A 21,157-nucleotide genomic window follows, 5' to 3' on the forward strand; every position below is an offset into this window, starting at 1 on the left:
GCGCGCGGCTGACCTGCGGCGGCGGATCGCCGGGGCGGGGCGCCGGACGGCTCGACGCCCGCAGCGAATCGCCGGGGCGCGCGGCCTCGCCGGCGGGACGGCGGGTCTTCAGTTCGGCGCGGGCGGCGTCGCGGGCGCGCTGCGCGGCCTCGGACTCGACCTTGCGCACCGCCTCCTCGAGCGCCAGCCGCTCGCGGGTGATTTCGGATTCGGTCAGCGGCGGCTGCACGCCGCGCAGCTGCGTGATCAGGGCCGAGCGCGCCCGCTCGTAGATCGCACGGCGCTGCTCGCCCGGAGCACTGGGGTCCAGGCCGGATATGGCGCGTGCGATCAGCGGATAGTAATCAGCCATCTTGACTCAAGTTTCGATGCCTTTCGGTAACATCCTATTAAGCCTCGAAGGGATTCTGTACCAGAATCGTGTCCTCGCGTTCGGGACTGGTGGACAACAGCGCCACCGGGCAGCCGACCAGCTCCTCGATGCGGCGAACATATTTGATCGCCTGCGCCGGCAGATCGGCCCACGACCGGGCATTGGCGGTCGGTTCCTTCCAGCCCTCGATGGTCTCCCAGATCGGCTCGACGCGCGCCTGCGCGCCCTCGCCGGCTGGCAGATGATCGATCTCCTTGCCGTCGAGCCGGTAGCCGACGCAGACCTCGATCTGTTCGAAGCCATCGAGAATGTCGAGCTTGGTCAGCGCCAGGCCGTGAATGCCGCAGGTCCGCACCGTCTGCCGCACCAGCACCGCGTCGAACCAGCCGCAGCGCCGCTTGCGCCCGGTGTTGACGCCGAATTCCTTGCCGCGACGGCCGATCTCTTCGCCGATCTCGTTGGTCAGCTCGGTCGGGAACGGCCCCTGACCGACCCGCGTGGTGTACGCCTTGCAGATGCCGAGCACGTAGCCGACCGAACCCGGCCCCATGCCGGTGCCGGTCGCGGCCTGCGCCGCCACCGTGTTCGACGAGGTGACGTAGGGATAGGTGCCGTGGTCGACGTCGAGCAGCGCGCCCTGGGCGCCCTCGAACAGGATGCGCTTGCCTTCGCGGCGCTTGATGTCGAGCAGCCGCCACACCGTCTCGGCGTAGGGCAGCAGCTTCGGCGCCAGCGCGGTCAGCTCTTTCAGGATCGTGTCCGCCTCGAATTCGGCGAGGCCGAGACCGCGGCGCAGCGCGTTGTGATGCGTCAGCAGCCGCTCGATCTTGTGCGGCAGCGTGTCGATGTCGGCGAGGTCCATCAGCCGGATCGCGCGGCGGCCGACCTTGTCTTCATAGGCCGGGCCGATGCCGCGCTGGGTGGTGCCGATCGAGGTCGCCTTGCTGGCGTTCTCGCGCAGCGCATCGAGTTCGCGATGCAGCGGCAGGATCAGCGTGACGTTCTCGGCGACGCGCAGATTCTCCGGCGAGATCGCGACGCCCTGCCTGGTCAGCCGCTCGACCTCGTCGAGAAACGCCTGCGGATCGAACACCACGCCATTGCCGATCACGGCGAGCTTCGACGGCCGCAGCACGCCGGACGGCAGCAGCGCCAGCTTGTAGGTCTCGCCGTTGATCACCAGCGTATGGCCGGCATTGTGCCCGCCCTGGAAGCGGGCGACGATGTCCGCCTGCTCCGACAGCCAATCGACGATCTTGCCCTTCCCCTCGTCGCCCCACTGGGCGCCGACCACGACGACATTGGCCATTTTCGAGCAGTTCCTATGCAACTCACCGGATGAAGCACGATCGTCGAGCGCCTGTCGGCGGCTGGGCGGATCGTCCTGAGCGCCAAGCCAAAACACGGCCGTGGCCGCTCGCATGCGAGGCGATCAACCGGATAACGGACTCGGGCTTGCGACGCAAGCGATACGGGCCGTTTCCACCGCTCCGTGGCCCGCTCCAAATCATTGAAATACCCGGAAATTCGGCGACCATGGAGCGACGGGTCGTCCGGCGGGCGAGACCCGCGCCGAAGCATGATGTTGAAACGCGGACAGCCTCAGTGGCCGAAGGCAACCTGGCGGAACGCGGCGACCAGCGGCGCCTCGAGCTTGCCGCGCATTTTCAGCAGCACGTCGTAGGCCTCGTCGCGCGCCATCGGCGGCTTGTAACGGCGGTCCTCGATCAGGGCCGTGAAGATGTCGGAGATCGTCAGCAGCCGGACCAGATCCGAGACGCCCGCGCCAGACAGGCCATCGGGGTAGCCGCTGCCGTCGAGATATTCGTGGTGATGGCGGACGGCGTCGAGGACTTCGGGAGACACGCCCGGCGTCTTCTGCAGGATCTGATGTCCGGCGGCGGCATGCGTCTCGATCAGCGTGCGCTCTTCCGGGTCGAGCTTGCCGGGCTTGTCGAGCACCTCGCGCGGGATGCTGGCCTTGCCGATGTCGTGAAACATCGCCGCGATCGACAGCCGTCGGATATCCGCGCTCGAGACCCCGAGACACTGCCCGAAATCCACCACGACGCCGGTCACCAGCAGGCAATGCTGGAAGGTGCCTTCGTGATGCCGGCGCACGATCGTCAGCCAGTTCGTCAGCCCGTGATCGATCACGCTGTCCGCGATCCGGCTTGCGGTGTCGACGATTCCCATGTCGACCGGACCGCCACTCGCCGCGGCGACGAACATCGACGCGATCGCGGCCGCGCCGTCCGCTGCGCTGCGCGTCGCGTCGCTTACGGCCGAGTTCGACGACGCGCTCAGCACGACCTGATCGACGAGGTGGCCGGCGAGCTGCCGCGCAGAAACCGGATTGTGAAGCACGCGCGTCGCCCCCAGCGCGTAGGCCTGCGCGGACAGCAGATGCGACACGCCGTCGATCAGGAAGATGCGTTTGCGAACGGCGCCGAGCCTGCGCATGACGTCCTTCAGCGCGGAGATATTGCGGACCACCCGGATGTCGACGGCAACAATGAGAGCGTCCGGCAGCAATGCGAGGTCAACAGGCTCGCCGAGCAGCGCGAAGCTGGCATCGATCTGCGGCGGCAGCATAAGGCGCATCGTCGATATCTTCTGGGGAGTTTCAGCAATGACGTGAACCGGCATCAGACACCTGCCCCGACGGCGCGTTCAGCCGCCGCCCGGCGGCGAGCGCCGTGGGCCGGCGGACTTCTCAGCGCCGACAAAGCGCACGCCGATCGTCAGGCCATCGACTCTGATCAGTTCGCAGCGCCGGTAGACCGAGCCCGAGGGGGTCAGCACGAGAAAGAACTCCCTGAAATTCAGCCCAGCCAGCGAGCTTTTCAGGATGAGCCTGGCGCCGCTCGCCGAGATATCGGCGATCGCGCATTCCCGGCGCCAGGTCCCGTCGATCCCGATCAGGACGGTGGTGATTGCTTTCTCGAAATGGACGCGTGGCTGCTTTCGGTCGCCGTAAACCAATGGCCGCTCCTGCAATTCTTGCAGCGACATCGGCGGTGCGAATTGTGCGACCGCCGGAGAAATCCATTGACTCAGAAACAAAACAAAACAGGAACGTGCAGGCGCTGCCGGAGAAGCAGCGAACAATCACGGTTCCGGAATAACGCGAATACGGGAACTAATTCAACTTCTACGATCAATTGACGAGCATTCGGAACGAATACGCGCAGCTGTGATTAACATGGAACCCGACTGCGTCGCAGCTCGTAGAAATCCTAGGTCCAGGCCCGGACGACGCCTTGCGACCGCCGGGACGACGCGGGCCGCCGGGGAAGTCCGCCCGCCCACCGCCTTGACTTTCCCCCTCCGCCGCCATCTGAACGGCACGACGTGCGGTTCCCAAGGCAAATTGCAGGAATCAACATGCAGACAATCCAGACGCAGGGCCTGAACGTGCCCCGGCTCGGGCTCGGCACCTTCAAGCTGCAGGGCAAGGACTGCCACGAGGCAGTGCTGAGCGCGCTGGCGATGGGCTATCGCCACATCGACACCGCGGAGATGTACGCCAACGAGGACGCCGTCGGCGACGCGCTCGAAGACACCGACGTGCCGCGCGACCAGATCCACCTCACCACCAAAGTGTGGTGGCAGAACCTCGCCCCCGACGCCATCCGCAAGGCGTTCGAGACCAGCCTCACCAGGCTGAAGACCGACTATGTCGACTTCTATCTGATCCATTGGCCGGCGCCCGACATGAACCTCGCGAGCGCGCTGGAAACGCTGATGCGGATCAGGGACGAGGGCGGCGCCCGCGCCATCGGGGTCTGCAATTTCCCGGTCGCATTGCTGAAACAGGCGATCGAGGAGATCAAGGCGCCGATCGCCTGCAACCAGGTCGAGTATCACGTGCTGCTGGGCCAGAAGACGCTGCTGCCCTTTATGCAGGGCAAAAGCGTGCCGCTGACCGCCTATGCGCCGCTGGCGCAGGGCCGGCTCGCCGCCATGCCGGAGCTGCAGCAAATCGCCGACAAGCACGACGCCACCGCCGCCCAGATCGCGCTGGCCTGGCTGCTCGAGCAGGACTGCGTGATGGCGATTCCCAAGGCGCGCAGCGAGGCCAGCCAGCGCAGCAATCTGGACGCGCTGAAGATCAGGCTCGACCAGGACGATCGCGCGCTGATCGCCAAGCTCCCGAAGGACCAGCGCTTCGTCAAACCGGCGTTCTCGCCGGAATGGGATGTGGAGTAGCAGGCGTCCGCCCGCCGCGCGCGTTGTAACCACAGGCACGTCATTCCGGGGCGCTCGCGCCAGCGAGCGAACCCGGAATCTCGCGATGGTGTCTCGGCTGCCGTGCCCTGCACATCGAGATTCCGGGTTCACGCGCTACCGCGCGTGCCCCGGAATGACGGGCGCGGGGCCTGCACGCGGCGCTGGATTGCTTCGCTGCGCTCGCAATGACAAAATAGGCGGGCGCGCGCGGACTTTCTCCGGCGCCCCTGCTGTTAGTCGTCCGAGCCCCATCATGTCCAAATCCACCCGCGCGACGCAGACGCTGGAGAAGCTCGGCGTCGCGTTCAGGCTGCATAGTTACGACTACGATCCCGACGCCGACTCGATCGGGCTCGCGGCCGCCGCCGCGCTCGGCGTCGAGCCGCGGCGGATGCTGAAATCGCTGATGGCCGAACTCGACGGCAGACCGGTCTGCGCGGTGATCGCCTCCGATCGCGAGGTCAGCATGAAGAAGCTCGCCAGCGCGCTCGGCGGCAAGAGCGCCAGGATGATGAAGCCCGCCGACGCCGAGCGGCTGACCGGCTATCATGTCGGCGGCATCTCGCCGTTCGGCCAGAAGAAGCGCGTGCCGGTGGCGATCGACGAAGCGGCGCTCACTGAAGTCACCGTGTATCTCAATGGCGGCCAGCGCGGACTGCAGATCGAGATCGATCCGCGCGAGGCGGTGAAGGCGCTCGGTGCGGTGGCGAAACCGATCGCGGCGGACTGACACTGCGACCGCGTATCCGCCGGTAAATTGCTACTTGTCACTTGCGGCGTTTTCGGCCGCGACCGCGTTACCCGGTTTGCATCGCGTCGCCCGGGGTCTATGATTCCCGCTGCTTCGCCAGAGGACCTCATCATGATGGCAACGGTCGCCCCGCGCGGGCAGGTTCGCGCACTCGCACCTGCCGACACCGACCGCTACTGCAATCACCTTGTGCGGCTCGATCCGGCGGCGCGGCGGATGCGGTTCTTCGAGGAGGTCTCCGACTTCCACGTGCTGTTCCATGCCGGCGCGGCGTTGTCCGACGGCCGCGCGGTGGTCGGCTATGTCGAGGACGACGAGGTGCGTGGCGCCTGCGAACTGCTCGAAACCGACCGCGCGCAGCACGGCGCCGAAGCCGCCTTCAGCGTCGAGAACGACTGGCGCTGCCGGGGCATCGGCGGGCTGCTGATGGCGGCGATGATCGACGACGCGCGCCGGCGCGGCGTGCTGCGGATCGAGATGCAGTGCCTGAAGTCCAACGCCCCGATGCAGGCGCTGGCGGCGCGCTTCACCAGCGATCTGCGCCAGATCGGCGACACCACCCTCGCCGTGCTCGACAACAGCCCCGAGATCACCGCGGCGTAGAGATTCGCCCGGATGCAGGGGGCCCGTTGCTGCAGCGCACACCCGGCGCGCATCGAAATAACGGTTGCAGCCTCGGCAATATCTGACATAATTCGAATATACGAATGTATGAAGATATTACGCGCGACCGGCGACGTCGCGCGACAAGCATCGGCGACAACGCGCCGGACCTGAGGAAACCACATCGCCTCGGCATCCCGCTGCCGGCGGCCGGAAGGAGACGGTTCGATGGCACATGTTCTGATTCTGGGCGCCGGCCTCGGCGGCGTCGTGATGGCCTACGAGATGAAGGACCTGCTCGGCCGCGACGACACCATCACCGTCGTCACCAGGGATCCGATCTACCACTTCGTGCCGTCGAACCCGTGGGTCGCGGTGAAATGGCGGACGCGCGACGCGATCGAGGTCGATCTCGCGCCTGTGTTCCAGCGCCGTGGCATCGACTACCGGCCGGTGCCGGCCACCAAGGTCGATCCCGACAACAACCGCGTCGAGCTCGCCGACGGCAGCGTCGTCGACTACGATTTCCTGGTGATCGCCACCGGCCCCGAACTCGCCTTCGACGAGATCGAGGGGCTCGGCCCCGACGGCTACACCTCGTCGGTCTGCCACGTCGATCACGCCATCGAGGCATCCGAGAAATTCGAACAGTTCTGCAAGAACCCCGGGCCGATCGTCACCGGCGCGGTGCAGGGCGCGTCCTGCTTCGGCCCGGCCTACGAATACACCTTCATCCTCGACACCGAGCTGCGCCGCCGCAAGATCCGCGACCGGGTGCCGATGACCTTCATCACGCCGGAGCCCTATATCGGCCATCTCGGCCTCGACGGCGTCGGCGACACCAAGACGCTGCTCGAAAGCGAGATGCGCCAGCATCACATCAAGTTCATGACCAATACCCGCGTCGCCAGGGTCGAACCCGGCAAGATGACGGTGGAAGAGATCGCCGACGACGGCTCGGTGAAGAAGACGACGGAGCTGCCGTTCGGCTATTCGATGCTGATCCCCGGCTTCCGCGGCATCGCGCCGCTGCGCGGCATCGACGGGCTGGTGAATCCGCGCGGCTTCGTGCTGATCGACGAGCATCAGCGCAATCCGAAATATCGCAACGTGTTCGGGATCGGCGTCTGCGTCGCGATCCCGCCGATGGGGCCGACCCCGGTGGCGTGCGGCGTGCCGAAGACCGGCTTCATGATCGAATCCATGGTGACGGCGACCGCGCACAATATCCGTCAGTTGCTCGACGGCCAGGAGCCGACCCATCAGGCGACCTGGAATGCGGTCTGCCTCGCCGATTTCGGCGATTCCGGCGTCGCCTTCGTGGCGCAGCCGCAACTGCCGCCGCGCAACGTCAACTGGTCGTCGTCCGGCGCCTGGGTGCACAACGCCAAGATCGCGTTCGAGAAGTACTTTCTGCGCAAGATGAGCCGCGGCGAGAGCGACACCTTCTACGAGAAGGCGATGCTCGACATCCTCGGCATCGGCAAGCTGAAGAAGACCGAGCAGGCCTGATCGCACGGCGGTTGCTGCAGCGCGGCTGCGCCGGGCGCCGGCGCAACGCAGCGGGGAACACGACGCCCGCATGGCATCCATCCGGCGGGCGGACTTGCGGCGGGGGAAATTTTGGGCACAAGTCGCCTCCCCTTTAAGCAAAGCAGACAGATGTGACCCGCGCTCCCCACCCCTTCGCACGCCTCGCCGACCAGCCTTATCTTCTGCTCAGCCTGACCTCGCTGTTCTGGGCCGGCAACTCCATCGTCGGCCGCGCAGCCGCCGGGCATTTTCCGCCGGTCACGCTGTCGTTCCTGCGCTGGGCCTGCGCGTTCGCGATCGTGCTGCCGTTCGCGGCCCGGCATCTGATCGCGGACTGGGGCGTGATCCGCCGGCATCTCGGGCTGATGATCGTGCTGTCGATCGCCGGGATCTCGATCTTCAACACGCTGCAATATACCGCGCTGCAATACACCACGGCGATCAACGTCCTGCTGCTGCAATCGACCGCGCCGCTGTTCGTCGCGATCTGGGCGCTGATCGTGCTGGGCATCCGGCTGACGCTGATGCAGGCGCTCGGCATCATGACGTCGATGCTCGGCGTCGTGGTGATCATCCTGCACGGCGACATCGCGCAACTGGCGGCGATCGATCTCAACCGCGGCGACCTGATGTTCTTCGGCGCGCTGGCGGTGTTCGGCCTCTACACCGCGCTGACGCAGCGGCGGCCGCCGATGCACGCGCTGTCGTTCCTCGCCTTCAGCTTCGGGTGCGGCGCGCTGTTCCTGATCCCGCTGCTGGTCTGGGAGCTGACGGCGCGGCCGGCGCCGGCGATCGACCTCGCCAATGTGGCGTCGCTGGCCTATGTGGTGATCTTCCCGTCGATCCTCGCTTATCTCTGCTACAATCGCGGCGTCAGGCTGATCGGCGCCAACCGCTCGGCGCCGTTCTTCCATCTGATCCCTGTGTTCGGCTCGGCGATGGCGATCCTGTTCCTCGGCGAACGGCCGCATCTCTATCACACCGTCGGCTACGCGCTGGTGCTGACCGGCGTGATCATCGCGGCGCGGAAGACGGCGGCGGCGTGAGGCCGCGCGAACGCGATTACAGATTTTCCTGTCGCGGCGCGGCGATGCCGAACTTGCTGTAGGCTTCGCGGGTGCAGATGATCAGATGATCGGCGCAGGCGGCGCGGCGGAGCGGATCGCACTGGAGTTCGTATTCGGGTGAATTCATCATCTCGAGGAACGCCTCGATCGACGGATAATACACCAACGCCAGATAGTCCCAATGTCGGCCGTCGTCGCGGCCGAACGCGACCGCTTTGGCGTTGCCGGTCCACAGCAGCGTGCCGCCGCGCGCCTTGATCATCGGCACGGTCAGTACGCTGTAGCGCAGATAGGCGTCCCAGCCGGAGCCGCTGCCGTCCGGCGCACTCTCGTTGAACCGCATCAGATTGACCATCACCACCGGCCCGCGGTCCTCGCGATCCAGTTCCTTCAGACCCTCGACGTTCAATTGCTCGATTCCCATTGTCGCTCCCTTGCCGTCTTCCGGCTGCCGGCCCTTGTCGCCGACAAGCGTGTTGCCGGCAACCATGCCGCGATCGGCGGCGAGGCGGTAGCGATTTCTGACGCTGCACCCGACTGCGGCATCGCCGCGATTGCCGGCCCGCAGCGATCGTGAAACAATACGCCGGCTGCAGTGGGCGACAATCATGATGACGGTTCCGGAACTCGCCGCCGACGCGCTCGGCGGCTTCCTCGGCAAGTACATGCGCAAGCGCTACGGCGCGTCCGAGGCGCATCTCGCCGAGATCGTTCCGTCGGTGGCGCGGATGACACTGGAGTGCATCGGCAACAGCGACGCGCTGTATCACAATGTCGAGCACACCATGCTGGTGACGCTGGCCGGCCACCACATCCTGCGCGGCCGCGCGCTGTATACGCATGTGCCGGCGCAGGACTACGCGCATCTGATCATCGGCTGCCTCACCCACGACATCGGTTATGTCCGCGGCCTGTTCGAAGACGACGGCGAGGACGGCTATGTGATCGACGCCGGCGGCCGCAAGACGACGCTGCCGCGCGGCGCCTCGGACGCCTCGATGCTGCCGTGGCATGTCGACCGCTCGAAGCTGTTCGTGATGCAGCGGATCGGCGGCATCGCAGAACTCGACGCCGGGCGGATCGCCTGCGCGATCGAGGGCACGCGATTCCCGCCGCAGATGCCGGCCGACGGCGAACAATGCGGGGAAGATGCGGCGCTGCTGCGCGCCGCCGATCTGATCGGCCAGCTCGGAGACCCGGCCTATATCCGCAAGGCCAATGCGCTGTACTACGAGTTCGAGGAAGCCGGCCTGAACCGCCAGCTTGGCTACGGCTCGCCGGCCGACCTGATCAATCTGTATCCGCAGTTCTACTGGAACAGCGTCGCGCCGCACGTCCAGACCGCGATCCGCTACCTCAACGCCACCGCCGGCGGCCAGCAATGGATCGCCAGCCTCTACAGCAACGTGTTCCGCGCCGAACGCGACATCCGGCTGTCGGGCCCGCAGAAATAGCGCCGCGCCCCGTCATTCCGGGGCGCCAGCGAAGCTCGCGAACCCGGAATCTGACGGCGGTCCGCGCGGCCGGACGATGAACAGCGCGGGATTCCGGGTTCGCGCTGCGCGCGCCCCGGAATGACGGGCGAGAGCGGCTCATGCGCGCGCCGGGTGCCCATGCATGCCCTGCATTCCGCCGCGGCTCTTTGCCGGGCTGCGTTTTTCGGGCATGGCTGCGCCTCACTCGAACAGATCGCTCCGCTTGATCTCTTTCTTCCGCACGGCCTTCGGCTGGCTCGCCAACCAGCCTCACCTGCTGCTCAGCCTGACCTCGCTGTTCTGGGCGGGCAACATCGTGCTGGCGCGCGCCGTCGCCGGGCACGTGCCGCCGGTGACGTTGTCGTGCGTGCGCTGGGTCGGCGCGATGCTGCTGCTGCTGCCGTTCGCCTGGCCGCATCTGCGGCGCGACTGGCGCAGGCTGCGGGCGCATTGGGTCCTGATGATCGTGCTGTCGGCGACCGGCTTTGCGATCAACAACGCACTGGCCTATTGGGGCCTGCAATTCACCCAGGCGCTGAACGCGCTGCTGATGCAATCGTCGGGGCCGCTGTTCGTGGCGCTGTGGTCGCTGCTGCTGTTCGGGGTGCGGCTGACCTGGATGCAGACGATCGGCATCGCGCTGTCGCTGCTCGGCGTGCTCACCATCATCCTGCGCGGCGACCTGCTGGCTTTGGCCGGGATCGACCTCAACCGCGGCGACCTGATGGTCGCGGGCGCGCTGTGCGCCTTCGGGCTGTATTCGGCGATGATGCCGAAGCGGCCGGTGACGCATCCGCTGTCGCTGCTCGTGGTCACCACCGGCGGCGGCGCGCTGTTGCTGCTGCCGTTCGCGCTGGCCGAGTATGCCGCCGGCGTCCGACCGAGCGCCGACTGGCTCACCGCGTCGGCGCTGGCCTATGTGGTGATCTTCCCGTCGGCGCTGGCCTATCTGTGCTTCAACCGCGGCGTCGCGCTGATCGGGCCGAACCGCTCCGCGCCGTTCCTGCATCTGATGCCGGTGTTCGGCTCGGTGATGGCGATCGTGCTGCTCGGCGAGAAGCCGGAACTGTTTCACCTCGCGGGCTACGCGATGGTGGTCGCCGGCGTGTTCATCGCCGCGCGGCGATGACGGCGTAACATCACACTTTGCGAGCAACGGCCCGCTCGCCGGCGGTTCGCCGCATCGACCGTCACCGCGGTTTCATCGAACCGTCAGCGGCCTGTGATCCGGACCCGCCACAAGTCCGGCTCAAACACAGGAGGCTCGCCATGCGAAAACTGATGCTTGGTTCCGTCACGATTCTGGCGCTGGCGTCGTCCGCCGCGCTGGCGCAATCAGAAGGCGAGTTCACGGCCACGCTGGCGGGTCACGCCGTGCTGCCCGCGGAATCGTTCATCGACGCGCCGGCGGATGCGCCCGCCGATCTGAAAAACGCCGGCAAGTACACCACCGGCAAGCGGGTCGACGCCGTCGGCACCGTGATGGGCAAATCCAAGGAGCGCCCGACCGGCGTGTCGCTGCCGTTCAAGGGCCAGCCGCTGCAGGGCCATTCCGGCATCAAGACCATGCCCGATGGCAGCTTCTGGGTGCTGACCGACAACGGCTCCGGCTCGCGCTACAATTCCGCCGACTCGATGCTGTATCTGAACCGCCACAAGATCGACTGGACCAGCGGCAAGATCGAGCGGCAGGAGACCGTGTTCCTGCACGATCCCGACAAGAAGATCCCGTTCCGGATTCTCCACGAGAGCACCGACAAGCGCTATCTGACCGGCGCCGATTTCGACACCGAGGGCTTTCAGGTCATCGGCGACCATTTCTGGATCGGCGAGGAGTTCGGCCCCTACATCATCAAGGCCGATATGACCGGCAAGGTGCTGGCGGTGTTCGAGACCATGGCGGACGGCAAGCCGGTGCGCTCGCCGGACCATTGGGCGGTGCAGTCGCCGGGCGCGATCGTCGGCGGTTACACCAATGTCAACCTGCGCCGCACCAAGGGCTTTGAAGGCTTCGCGGCGTCGAAGGACGGCAAGTATCTGTATCCGCTGTTCGAAGGCGCGCTGTTCGATCCCGCCAAGAAGGACATCGAGAAGGTCGACGGCAAGGAAGCCGCGCGAATTCTCGAATTCGACGTCGCCGCCGAAAAATTCACCGGCCGGTTCTGGTACTACGTGTTCGAGCAGAACGGCCACGCCATCGGCGACTTCAACATGATCGACGCCACCCACGGCCTGATCATCGAGCGCGACGACGGCGAAGGCACGCCCGACAAGGCCTGCGCCGCCGGCACCCGCGGCACCGACTGCTTCCCGGACCTGCCGAAATTCAAGCGGATCGTGAAGATCGAGCTGACCGACGCCAACGCCGGCATGCCGGTGCGCAAGGTCGGCTATATCGAGCTGCTGAAGATCCGCGATCCGGACAAGAAGGCGAAGAAGCCCCTGACCGACGGCGCGCTGGCGTTCCCGTTCTTCACCATCGAGAACGTCGACAAGGTCGACGACCGCCACATCATCGTCGGCAACGACAACAACCTGCCGTTCTCGTCGAGCCGCGATCCCAACAAGGCCGACGACAACGAATTCGTGCTGCTGGAAGTCGCCGATTTTCTGAAGGCGAAGTAAGTCGCCAACGACGTCGGGCGAGGGGTTGCGACTCCTGGGACGCAACCCCTCCCCCGCCTTTCGCCGGACAGGTCCGACGAAAGGCCCCCTCTCTTGCGAGAAGAGAGCTTCACTGCCGCGTGGCGCCCGCGGCGTTCGGATCTGCGACGCTCAGATCTGCGGCGACATCCATCGCGTCAGTCGCGAGAACATGCCGCCCTGGATCAGCGCCGGCGCGGCCCCGTCGGGATCGCCGATGTGGCGCAGGAACGCTTCGAGGAAGCGCGCATCGCCGACTTCCGTCACGACGAACCGCGTCCCGCCGGTGTCCACCGCGTAGTCATAGGCAACCAGGCCGACGAACCGCAGCGCCGGGGCGAGCGCGAGATCCTTGTCCAGATCCTTGTCCAGATCCCTGTCAACATCCTTGGAAATATCCTTGGCAATCACATAGCAATCGGGATCGAGCCCGCGCGCGATCAGCGTGCGGGTCAACAGCGCCAGATTGCCGACGAATTCGGGTTCGAAGGCGACGGTGCCTTGCAACAAAATGGGCATGCGGTCGGTTCTCGTTTCACCGCGCGGGCGCACGCCCCCAGCAAAAGGTAGTCGCGGAGGAAGGGCGGGAGGTTCAAACCAACCGGCACCGCCCCGGACCCTCCGCACGAAGCAAAAATGCGCCGCGGTGTCGCGGCGCACTGAAGCTTCCCGAGAGTCGTGCGCGATCGCCTGAGCGCACGCTTGGCGGCGTCAAGCCGCGCGGATCTTGTGGAGGAAATCGTCGACCGCGGATTGCAGCGCGCCGGACTGGCCGTCGAGGCCGCGGGCGTGTGACAGCACCTGCGCAGCGGCGCTTCCGGTGGCCGACGCCGCCGCATTGACGCCGCCGATGTGCTCGGTGATCTCGCTCGAGCCGGCCGCGACCGACTGGATATTGCGGGCGATCTCGCGCGTCGCCGAGCCCTGCTGCTCCACCGCGGAGGAGATCGCCATGGTGATATTGTTCATCTCGCCGATCGTCGAGGTGATGTGATTGATCGACTCCACCGCGGTGGCGGTCGAGGATTGCATCGCCGAGACCTGGGACGAAATCTCCTCGGTGGCCTTCGCCGTCTGGCTCGCCAGCGCCTTCACCTCGGAGGCGACCACCGCGAATCCGCGGCCGGATTCGCCGGCGCGCGCCGCCTCGATGGTGGCATTCAGCGCCAGGAGATTGGTCTGCGAGGCGATCGAATGAATCAGCTGCACCACCTCGCCGATCTTCTCGGCGCCGATCGACAGCAGCTTGACGGTCTCGTTGGTGCGCTCGGCGTCGCCGACCGCCTTGTTGGCGATCTCGCGCGACTGCTGCACCTGGCGGGAGATTTCGGCCACCGACGCCGACAGCTCTTCCGACGCCGACGCGACGGTGCCGACCATGCTCGACGCCGTATCCGAGGCGGAGCCGACCGCGGCGGCGCGCGAGCTGGCGTCCGAGGCGGTCGTCGTCATCGACTGCGCCGTCGTCTGCAGCTCGGCGGTCGCGCCCGCCACGCTGCGCACCACGCCGTTGACACTGCGCTCGAAATCGTCGGCGATCTGCTGCATCAGCGCCGCGCGTTCGGCCGCGGCGCGCTGCTTGACTTCGGCCTCCTGCTGTTCGAGCCCGCGAATCCGCAGCGCATTGTCCTTGAACACCTGAACGGTGGTCGCCATCTCGCCGACCTCGTCGCCGCGCGCGATCCCGGGGATCGGCGCCTCGAGTTCACCGGAGGCGAGCGACTTCATCCGCGCGCCGAGTTCGCCGAGCGGCTTGGTGATGCTGCGGCCGATCAGCCAGGCGATCAGCGACGAAATCGCGCCGATGCACAGGATGCCCAGACCCAGCATCCAGACCACCGGCTTCACCTTGGCGTCGATGTCGTCGACATAGGCGCCGGTGCCGACGAAGGCGTTCCAGCCGGGGATCGCGACCGCATAGGAGATCTTGCGGATCAGCTCCTCCGAGCCCGGCTTGCGGAATTCGTAAGTGAGCAGCACGTCGCCCTTGGCCTTGACGCCGTCACGCAGTTCGCGAACCAGATAGCGATCGCCGGTCGGCGTCTCGAGCCGATTGGTGCCGAGCGCCTTCTTGTCCGGCGACGCCAGAGTCACACCGTCATTGGTGTAGGCGAACAGATAGCCGTTGCCGTTGTCGTAGGTGAGAGTGTTGGCCCGGCGGGTGAATTCAGCGAGCGCGGCATCGCGGGTGAGTTCGCCGGCATCGATCTGCTTCTGCAGCCCGATCGCCATGCTGCGCGCCGATTCGGCGATCGACTTCGCCTGTTCGATCCGCGCGTCGAGCAATTCCTTGCGCATCATCACGCCGGCATAGGCACCGGCCGCGCACAGGCCGAGCAGAGCGACACCGACCAGGATGCCGATCTTGGGCGTAATACGAAGGTTGCTGAATTTCACGGATCGTCTCCACACACCAGGCTCACCGCGCGGGCGCACGGTTGAGGTTGCGGGACGGTATCAGAAGAAAATTTGCATTTTGTTACTTTGGACAGATCGTGGATTCCCCCACACCTGTCCCAAACAGAAATCCCTCCCGCGAGGGAGGGATTTCGTCGTGTGTAACCGATCGATGCGGCGAAAGTCCTGGACCGCCAGCGCCTCTCAGATGGCCAGCGCCTCTTAGAATGCCAGCGCCTTGGCCTGCTTCACCTGCGGCAGCGCCTGCACCTTGGCGATCACATCGGCGGGCGCCGGGCCATCGATCTCGACCAGCGCGATGGCGTCGCCGCCCTGGCTGTGACGGCCGAGGTTGAAGGTGGCGATGTTGATCTTGGCGTCGCCGAGCAGGCTCGCGAACTTGCCGATGAAGCCCGGCTTGTCCTCGTTGGTGACGTAGATCATCGACTTGCCGAACTCGGCGTCGACCCGGATGCCCTTGATGTCGACCAGCCGCGGCTTGCCGTCGGCATAGACGGTGCCGGACACCGAGCGCTCCTGCCGCTCCGTGGTGACGGTCAGGGTGATCAGGCTCTCGTAGTCGCTCTCGGCGGCGCGGACGACCTCGTCCACCACCATGCCGCGCTCCTTGGCGATCACCGGCGCGGAGACGACGTTGATGTCGCCCAGCATCGGCCGCAGCAGGCCGCTCAGCACCGCCGAGGTCAGCGCCTTGATCTTCATCTCGGCGACCTCACCCTCGTAGGTGATGGTGACCTTGGTGATGCCGGTCTCGGTGAGCTGGCCGGCGAACGAGCCGAGCTTTTCGGCCAGTTCGATGAACGGCTTCAGCTTCGGCGCCTCTTCCGCGGTGATCGACGGGAAATTGACGGCGTTGGTGATCGCGCCGTTGAGCAGGTAGTCGCTCATCTGCTCGGCGACCTGCAGCGCGACGTTCTCCTGCGCCTCGGTCGTCGAGGCGCCGAGATGCGGGGTGCAGATCACGTTGGGCAGGCCGAACAGCACGTTGCTGGTCGCCGGCTCCTCGGAGAACACGTCGAAGGCGGCGCCGGCGACCTGGCCGGACTTCAGCGCCTCGGCGAGCGCCTGCTCGTCGACCAGACCGCCGCGGGCGCAGTTGATGATGCGGACGCCCTTCTTCATCTTGGCGATCGCAGCCGCGTCGATGATGTTCCTGGTCTTGTCGGTGAGCGGGGTGTGCAGCGTGATGAAATCGGCACGCTTGAACAGCTCCTCGAGCTCGACCTTCTCGACGCCGATGTCCTTGGCGCGCTCCGGCGACAGGAACGGATCGAACGCGATCACCTTCATCTTCAGGCCGAGGGCGCGGTCGGCGGCGATCGAGCCGATGTTGCCGCAGCCGATCACGCCGAGCGTCTTGGCGGTGATCTCGACGCCCATGAAGCGGTTCTTCTCCCACTTGCCGGCCTGGGTCGAGGCGTCGGCCGCCGGGATCTCGCGGGCCAGCGCCAGCATCATGGTGATGGCGTGCTCGGCGGTGGTGATCGAATTGCCGAACGGCGTGTTCATCACGATCACGCCCTTGGCGGTCGCGGCCGGAATCTCGACGTTGTCGACGCCGATGCCGGCGCGGCCGATCACCTTCAGCCGGGTCGCCTTTTCGAGGATCTTCGCGGTCGCCTTGGTGGCCGAGCGGATCGCCAGGCCGTCGTAATTGCCGATGATCTCGGCGAGCTTCTCTTTGTCCTTGCCGAGAGCCGGCTGGAAATCGACGTCGATGCCGCGATCCTTGAAGATCTGCACGGCGGCTTCCGACAGGGCATCGGAAATGAGGACTTTGGGTGCGGTCATGGGGTGTGATCCTGCTGAATTGGAAACGGGTGTAGTTCGGTGCGAATCAACGAATGCGGCCTGCTCCCTCGCCCCGCTCTTGCGGGGAGAGGGCTGGGGTGAGGGGCTACTGAGTCCCCGCATATGCAAACGGTGAGTTGAGCGCAGTGAAGTTGAGCGCAGTGCCTGGCCCCTCACCCGGATCGCAAGAGCGATCCGACCTCTCCCCGCATTGCGGGGAGAGGTTAGAGAAGCATCAGGCCGCCTTGGCGAGGCCGGCCTTGGTGGTCTCGAACGCGTAGTCGAGCCACTGCGTCAGCGTCGCGACGTCGGCGGCTTCCACCGTGGCGCCGCACCAGATCCGCAGGCCGGGAGGGGCATCGCGATAAGCGCCGAGATCGTAGCCGGCGCCTTCTTTCTCGACGACTGCGACCAGCTTCTTGGCGAAATCCGCCTGGACCTCGGGCGACAGAGCGGTGATCGCGGGATCGACCACCTTGAGGCAGACCGAGGTGTTGGAGCGGATCGCCGGATCGGCGGCGAGGAAGTCGACCCACGGGGTCTTCGCCGCCCAGTCGCTGATCGCCTTGGTGTTGGCGTCGGCGCGGGCGATCAGGCCCTTGAGGCCGCCGACCGACTTCGACCAGTTCAGCGCGTCGATGTAGTCCTCGACGCACAGCATCGACGGGGTATTGATGGTCTCGCCCTGGAAGATGCCCTCGATCAGCTTGCCGCCCTTGGCGAGGCGGAAGATCTTCGGCATCGGCCACGGCGGCGTGTAGCTCTCGAGCCGGGCGACGGCGCGCGGCGAGAGGATCAGCATGCCGTGGGCGGCTTCGCCGCCGAGCGCCTTCTGCCAGGAGAAGGTGACGACATCGAGCTTGGCCCAATCCAGCGGCTGCGCGAAGGCGGCAGAGGTGGCGTCGCAGATCGTCAGGCCTTCACGGTCGGCCGCGATCCAGTCGGCGTTCGGGACGCGGACGCCCGAGGTGGTGCCGTTCCAGGTGAAGACGACATCGGTGTTGCAATCGACCTTCGACAGGTCGGGAATTTCGCCGTAGCCGGCCTTGAGCTTGGTGACGTTCGGGAGCTTGAGCTCCTTGGTGACGTCGCCGACCCAGCCGTCGCCGAACGATTCCCAGGCGATCGTGGTGACCGGACGCGGCCCGAGCAGCGACCACAGCGCCATCTCGACGGCACCGGTGTCGGATGCCGGCACGATGCCGATCTTGTAGTCCGCCGGCACTTCGAGCACGTCGCGCGTCAGATCGATCGCGAGCTTGAGCTTGGCCTTGCCGACCTTCGCGCGATGCGAGCGGCCGAGCGGAGCGTCCTTGAGATTTTCGGGGGTCCATCCGGGGCGCTTGGCGCAGGGGCCGGAGGAGAAATTGGGGGTAGCGGGCCGCGATGCGGGCTTCGTCGTCATGTTCTATCCTTCCAGATAGCTAGCCTCCCGTTGGGGGGAGGTGTCCCGCCGCTGGGGATAGTCGTTTGCCGGCGAAAGTCAAGGATGTCCGGGCTCAGGGAGATTACGGACAAATCCGGCTTCGGATGCCCATCCGGCGGCCTGCGCAGCCCGCGGCGTGCAGCGGCTCGGCAACGCCGCGTCGCGGGTTTCGGAGAGGCCGCTCATGATCCGCTCGCGACCCTGGCGGAGATCATCACGGCAAGTATCGCCGTGATTGCACCCGCATCGTCCCGTCGCACGGGCGGATGGTGATCGCAGCGTCGCCGGGCTCACGACGGCGCCGCATCGCCCGCCGGCGCGAGACCGAGCGCGAACTCGCTCGCGGCGATCCACCGTTGCACCGCGGGATAGTCACCGAGCGCGAAACCACCCTCGGGGGCGAGGCGCGTATAGGCCAGCAGCGCGACGTCGGCGAGCGAGCACTTATCGCCGACCAGAAACGGCGATCCGGCGAGATGGCGATCCATCAGCGCGAGCGCGGCATGGCCGCGCTCCACCTTGGCCGGGTCGCGCGCGAAGGCCGGCTTGCCGAGATACAACATCTGATAGCGGCAGACCGCGATATACGGCTCGTGGCTGTACTGCTCCCAGAACAGCCACTCGTCCATCCTTGCGGCGAGATAGGGGTCGCGCGGCATGAGATCGCTGTCGCGCGCGAGATAGCGGATGATGGCGTTGGATTGCGCCAGCGGCCGGCCGTCGTCGAGCACCACGACAGGGACCTGCCCGGCCGGATTGAGCGCGAGGAACTCCGCCGTTCGGGTCTCGCCCTTCAGCGTATCGACGGCGACCCATTGAAAGGGCAACGACAACGCGTCGCAGACCCACTTCACCTTCAGGCAATTGCCGGAATTGAGATCACCGTAGATTCTCATCGTCTGCTGCGCCCCCGTCGCGGGCGCAGTCGACCAGCGGCCGGCCGTCTCGTCAATCAGGGCGCGATCAGAATTTGTAGCCGACGCCGGCGCGAACGGTAGAGACCGAGGTGTTGATCGGCGCGGCGAACTTCTGGTACTCCCACTCAGCGCGCACGAACAAGCCGCGATACAGCATCATGTCGACGCCGAGGCCGCCGGAATAGCCGTAGATGAAATGGCCGTTCTGGACCTTGCTTCCGCTGAGCACCCACGTGCCACCGGCATCCGTACCGATGATTGTAGCCGATTGGACGATATCCGCCTGCCCGAGCGCCACGCCGCCGAACGCGTAGGGCAGAAAACTGCCGACCGCCCAGCCGGCGCGGAGCCGCGCCGACCCGACATCGTGGACGTTGATGCTGGCGTTGGCGCCGTAGATCGCGCCGTAGTTCACTCCGTTGGAGGCGATCTGCCGGGCCATCGATCCGGACATCGAGCCGCCGAAACTACCGTGCATGTAGTTGGCTTCGATGCCGAGCACGACATCGTCCCATTGCGCGTTATAGCCCGCGAAGCCGCCCCAACCCTGGCCATGTGACGAAGACTTGCCGAGCACCGGCCACGACGACACCCCAAGAACACTCTCGACTGCGGTGTTCACAAGCAGGCTGGACGCAACGCCCTGTGTCGCATTGGTGAAATCCATGTCGGAGGTGCCGTATCCGGCCTGACCGCCGACATAGAACCCCTGCCAGTTGACCACGCCGCGGGGCGTGTCGACCATCGCGCCGCGCAGGGGGCCGAACTCCGGCATGTCGGCTGCCAGGGCGCCCTGCGCCGCCGCCGTCATCGCAATCGCCGCAATCAGAACTCGACGCATCACCACGCTCCTTGAACCCCAAATCACGCGACGATCATCCGCTGTTAACCTTAATCAATCGTTGTCGCGGCGGCCGATCCGCAAAACAAAACGGCGCGGGAATCTCCCGCGCCGTTCAGGCCTCTTCGGATAGGAACTACTTCAACCCGGGCGATCAGCCCTTCCGCATCAGCGGCGGCGGCGCGTAGTAGGTCGGGGCGGCGTCGAGATTCCAGCGCACGCCGACCTTGACGTCGTGCGAGGTGATATCCTTGAACTTGAAGCTGTTGTTCGTGGTCAGGCCGTCGAAAGTCGCGAGCGCGCCGGTGTAGCCGTCGCCGAGATTGAGGTAGCTGTAGGCCAGTTCGAGGGTCAGGTTGGGATTGACCTTGTAGGCCAGACCGGTGTGCAGCGCCCAGGCCAGATTCCACTTCGACGCGGTCGGCGCGCTGGCGTAGCTCACCGTCGAGAACGGGATGTTGTTGACCCCGGTGTCGGTGAAGTTCGCCATCGTCACCCGCGCGGCGCCGACGCCGGCGCCGATGAACGGCGTGACGCACCACCAGGTGCCGAGGTCGACATAGCCGTTGGCCATCACCAGCCATTCGGATTTGCTGGCGCCGTAATTGTCGATGCCGCTGTACGGAACGCCGCTGGCGGTTCCGGTGAAGCGATCGGTGCCCTTGAAGTTGGAATTGCCGCGGTACTGGCCGACCAGGTCGGCACGGAACCAGTTGTTGAACTGATAGCCGACGCCGACGCCGTAGATGCCCGCCGCGTCGAACGACGTCTGCTGATCGAACGAGGTCAGCTGCGAATAGGCCGATTCGCGCCCGTAGCGCAGATCCTTGACCTGCTGATTGCTGAAGCCGATGTCGCCGCGCAGGTACCAGCCGCCGAAATCTTCGACCGGCGGCGGCGCATAGGCCGGCGGCGGCGCGATCGGCATGTCCGCCGCCACGGCCGCCGAGCAAACCATCGAAGCCGCTCCGGCGGCCAAAATCATCTTCACGCTACGCATTGGCTTCGTCCTCTGGTCCAATGATAATTACTGAGGCCCCACACCCGGAAACCTATGGACCGACGATGCCAGCAAATCCTTAAGCC

Annotated in this window: 19 protein-coding genes and 1 pseudogene; 8 read left to right on the forward strand and 12 right to left on the reverse strand. The window is 66.0% G+C overall.

Going from position 1 to position 21,157, the window contains the following annotated elements; all coding sequences use genetic code 11:
• The 4 genes and pseudogenes from ACTZWT_RS11955 to ACTZWT_RS11970 form a co-directional block, all read right to left on the reverse strand.
• Positions 1 to 352: pseudogene (locus ACTZWT_RS11955) on the reverse strand (hypothetical protein); the annotation flags it as partial.
• Positions 353 to 389: 37 nt separating this feature from the next.
• Positions 390 to 1,682, reverse strand: coding sequence for an adenylosuccinate synthase (locus ACTZWT_RS11960; protein WP_444769910.1), 1,293 nt, complete (start codon positions 1,680 to 1,682; stop codon positions 390 to 392).
• A gap of 293 nt (positions 1,683 to 1,975) precedes the next feature.
• On the reverse strand, positions 1,976 to 2,977 hold the full coding sequence (locus ACTZWT_RS11965) for an HD-GYP domain-containing protein (protein WP_444769911.1): 1,002 nt from the start codon (positions 2,975 to 2,977) through the stop codon (positions 1,976 to 1,978).
• Between the two features lie 69 nt (positions 2,978 to 3,046).
• Positions 3,047 to 3,484, reverse strand: coding sequence for a PilZ domain-containing protein (locus ACTZWT_RS11970; RefSeq protein ID WP_444769912.1), 438 nt, complete (start codon positions 3,482 to 3,484; stop codon positions 3,047 to 3,049).
• 276 nt (positions 3,485 to 3,760) lie between these two features.
• Between ACTZWT_RS11970 and ACTZWT_RS11975 the strand changes: the two genes are divergently transcribed.
• The 5 genes from ACTZWT_RS11975 to ACTZWT_RS11995 all read left to right on the forward strand — a co-directional run bounded on the left by ACTZWT_RS11975 (position 3,761) and on the right by ACTZWT_RS11995 (position 8,539).
• Positions 3,761 to 4,585, forward strand: a complete 825-nt coding sequence (locus ACTZWT_RS11975) for an aldo/keto reductase (RefSeq protein WP_444769913.1) — start codon at positions 3,761 to 3,763, stop codon at positions 4,583 to 4,585.
• 274 nt (positions 4,586 to 4,859) lie between these two features.
• Positions 4,860 to 5,336, forward strand: a complete 477-nt coding sequence (gene ybaK, locus ACTZWT_RS11980; RefSeq protein WP_444769914.1) for a Cys-tRNA(Pro) deacylase — start codon at positions 4,860 to 4,862, stop codon at positions 5,334 to 5,336.
• A gap of 132 nt (positions 5,337 to 5,468) precedes the next feature.
• The gene (locus ACTZWT_RS11985) at positions 5,469 to 5,960 is read left to right on the forward strand and encodes a GNAT family N-acetyltransferase (protein WP_444769915.1); all 492 of its coding nucleotides are present in this window, start codon (positions 5,469 to 5,471) and stop codon (positions 5,958 to 5,960) included.
• A gap of 228 nt (positions 5,961 to 6,188) precedes the next feature.
• Positions 6,189 to 7,472 (forward strand): NAD(P)/FAD-dependent oxidoreductase, encoded by a 1,284-nt coding sequence (locus ACTZWT_RS11990; protein ID WP_444769916.1) that lies wholly within the window; start codon positions 6,189 to 6,191, stop codon positions 7,470 to 7,472.
• Positions 7,473 to 7,624: 152 nt separating this feature from the next.
• The gene (locus ACTZWT_RS11995) at positions 7,625 to 8,539 is read left to right on the forward strand and encodes a DMT family transporter (protein ID WP_444769917.1); all 915 of its coding nucleotides are present in this window, start codon (positions 7,625 to 7,627) and stop codon (positions 8,537 to 8,539) included.
• Between the two features lie 16 nt (positions 8,540 to 8,555).
• Here the strand turns inward: ACTZWT_RS11995 and ACTZWT_RS12000 are convergent, their stop codons facing one another.
• Positions 8,556 to 8,984: a DUF1330 domain-containing protein gene (locus tag ACTZWT_RS12000; protein ID WP_444770291.1), complete on the reverse strand. Its 429-nt coding sequence runs from the start codon at positions 8,982 to 8,984 to the stop codon at positions 8,556 to 8,558.
• 184 nt (positions 8,985 to 9,168) lie between these two features.
• Between ACTZWT_RS12000 and ACTZWT_RS12005 the strand changes: the two genes are divergently transcribed.
• The 3 genes from ACTZWT_RS12005 (at position 9,169) to ACTZWT_RS12015 (ending at position 12,660) form a co-directional block, all read left to right on the forward strand.
• Positions 9,169 to 10,014, forward strand: coding sequence for a metal-dependent phosphohydrolase (locus ACTZWT_RS12005; RefSeq protein ID WP_444769918.1), 846 nt, complete (start codon positions 9,169 to 9,171; stop codon positions 10,012 to 10,014).
• 211 nt (positions 10,015 to 10,225) lie between these two features.
• Complete coding sequence (locus ACTZWT_RS12010) at positions 10,226 to 11,164, forward strand: DMT family transporter (RefSeq protein WP_444769919.1); 939 nt, start codon at positions 10,226 to 10,228, stop codon at positions 11,162 to 11,164.
• Between the two features lie 140 nt (positions 11,165 to 11,304).
• Positions 11,305 to 12,660 (forward strand): esterase-like activity of phytase family protein, encoded by a 1,356-nt coding sequence (locus ACTZWT_RS12015; protein ID WP_444769920.1) that lies wholly within the window; start codon positions 11,305 to 11,307, stop codon positions 12,658 to 12,660.
• Between the two features lie 150 nt (positions 12,661 to 12,810).
• Here the strand turns inward: ACTZWT_RS12015 and ACTZWT_RS12020 are convergent, their stop codons facing one another.
• The 7 genes from ACTZWT_RS12020 to ACTZWT_RS12050 form a co-directional block, all read right to left on the reverse strand.
• Positions 12,811 to 13,338: a hypothetical protein gene (locus ACTZWT_RS12020; protein WP_444769921.1), complete on the reverse strand. Its 528-nt coding sequence runs from the start codon at positions 13,336 to 13,338 to the stop codon at positions 12,811 to 12,813.
• Between the two features lie 51 nt (positions 13,339 to 13,389).
• Positions 13,390 to 15,075, reverse strand: a complete 1,686-nt coding sequence (locus ACTZWT_RS12025) for a methyl-accepting chemotaxis protein (protein ID WP_444769922.1) — start codon at positions 15,073 to 15,075, stop codon at positions 13,390 to 13,392.
• A 222-nt stretch (positions 15,076 to 15,297) separates the two neighbouring features.
• Entirely contained in the window at positions 15,298 to 16,887 is a 1,590-nt protein-coding gene (gene serA, locus ACTZWT_RS12030; RefSeq protein WP_444769923.1) for a phosphoglycerate dehydrogenase, read from the reverse strand.
• A 235-nt stretch (positions 16,888 to 17,122) separates the two neighbouring features.
• Positions 17,123 to 18,292 (reverse strand): phosphoserine transaminase, encoded by a 1,170-nt coding sequence (locus tag ACTZWT_RS12035; RefSeq protein WP_444769924.1) that lies wholly within the window; start codon positions 18,290 to 18,292, stop codon positions 17,123 to 17,125.
• A 311-nt stretch (positions 18,293 to 18,603) separates the two neighbouring features.
• Positions 18,604 to 19,209 carry a glutathione S-transferase family protein gene (locus tag ACTZWT_RS12040; RefSeq protein ID WP_444769925.1) on the reverse strand — a complete coding sequence of 202 codons (606 nt, stop codon included), beginning with the start codon at positions 19,207 to 19,209 and terminating at the stop codon, positions 18,604 to 18,606.
• A 67-nt stretch (positions 19,210 to 19,276) separates the two neighbouring features.
• Positions 19,277 to 20,071, reverse strand: a complete 795-nt coding sequence (locus ACTZWT_RS12045) for an outer membrane protein (RefSeq protein ID WP_444769926.1) — start codon at positions 20,069 to 20,071, stop codon at positions 19,277 to 19,279.
• A 154-nt stretch (positions 20,072 to 20,225) separates the two neighbouring features.
• Complete coding sequence (locus tag ACTZWT_RS12050) at positions 20,226 to 21,029, reverse strand: outer membrane protein (protein WP_444769927.1); 804 nt, start codon at positions 21,027 to 21,029, stop codon at positions 20,226 to 20,228.
• Positions 21,030 to 21,157 lie beyond the last annotated feature (128 nt).

This window comes from Rhodopseudomonas sp. NSM (assembly GCF_052445935.1).
Lineage (GTDB): Bacteria > Pseudomonadota > Alphaproteobacteria > Rhizobiales > Xanthobacteraceae > Rhodopseudomonas.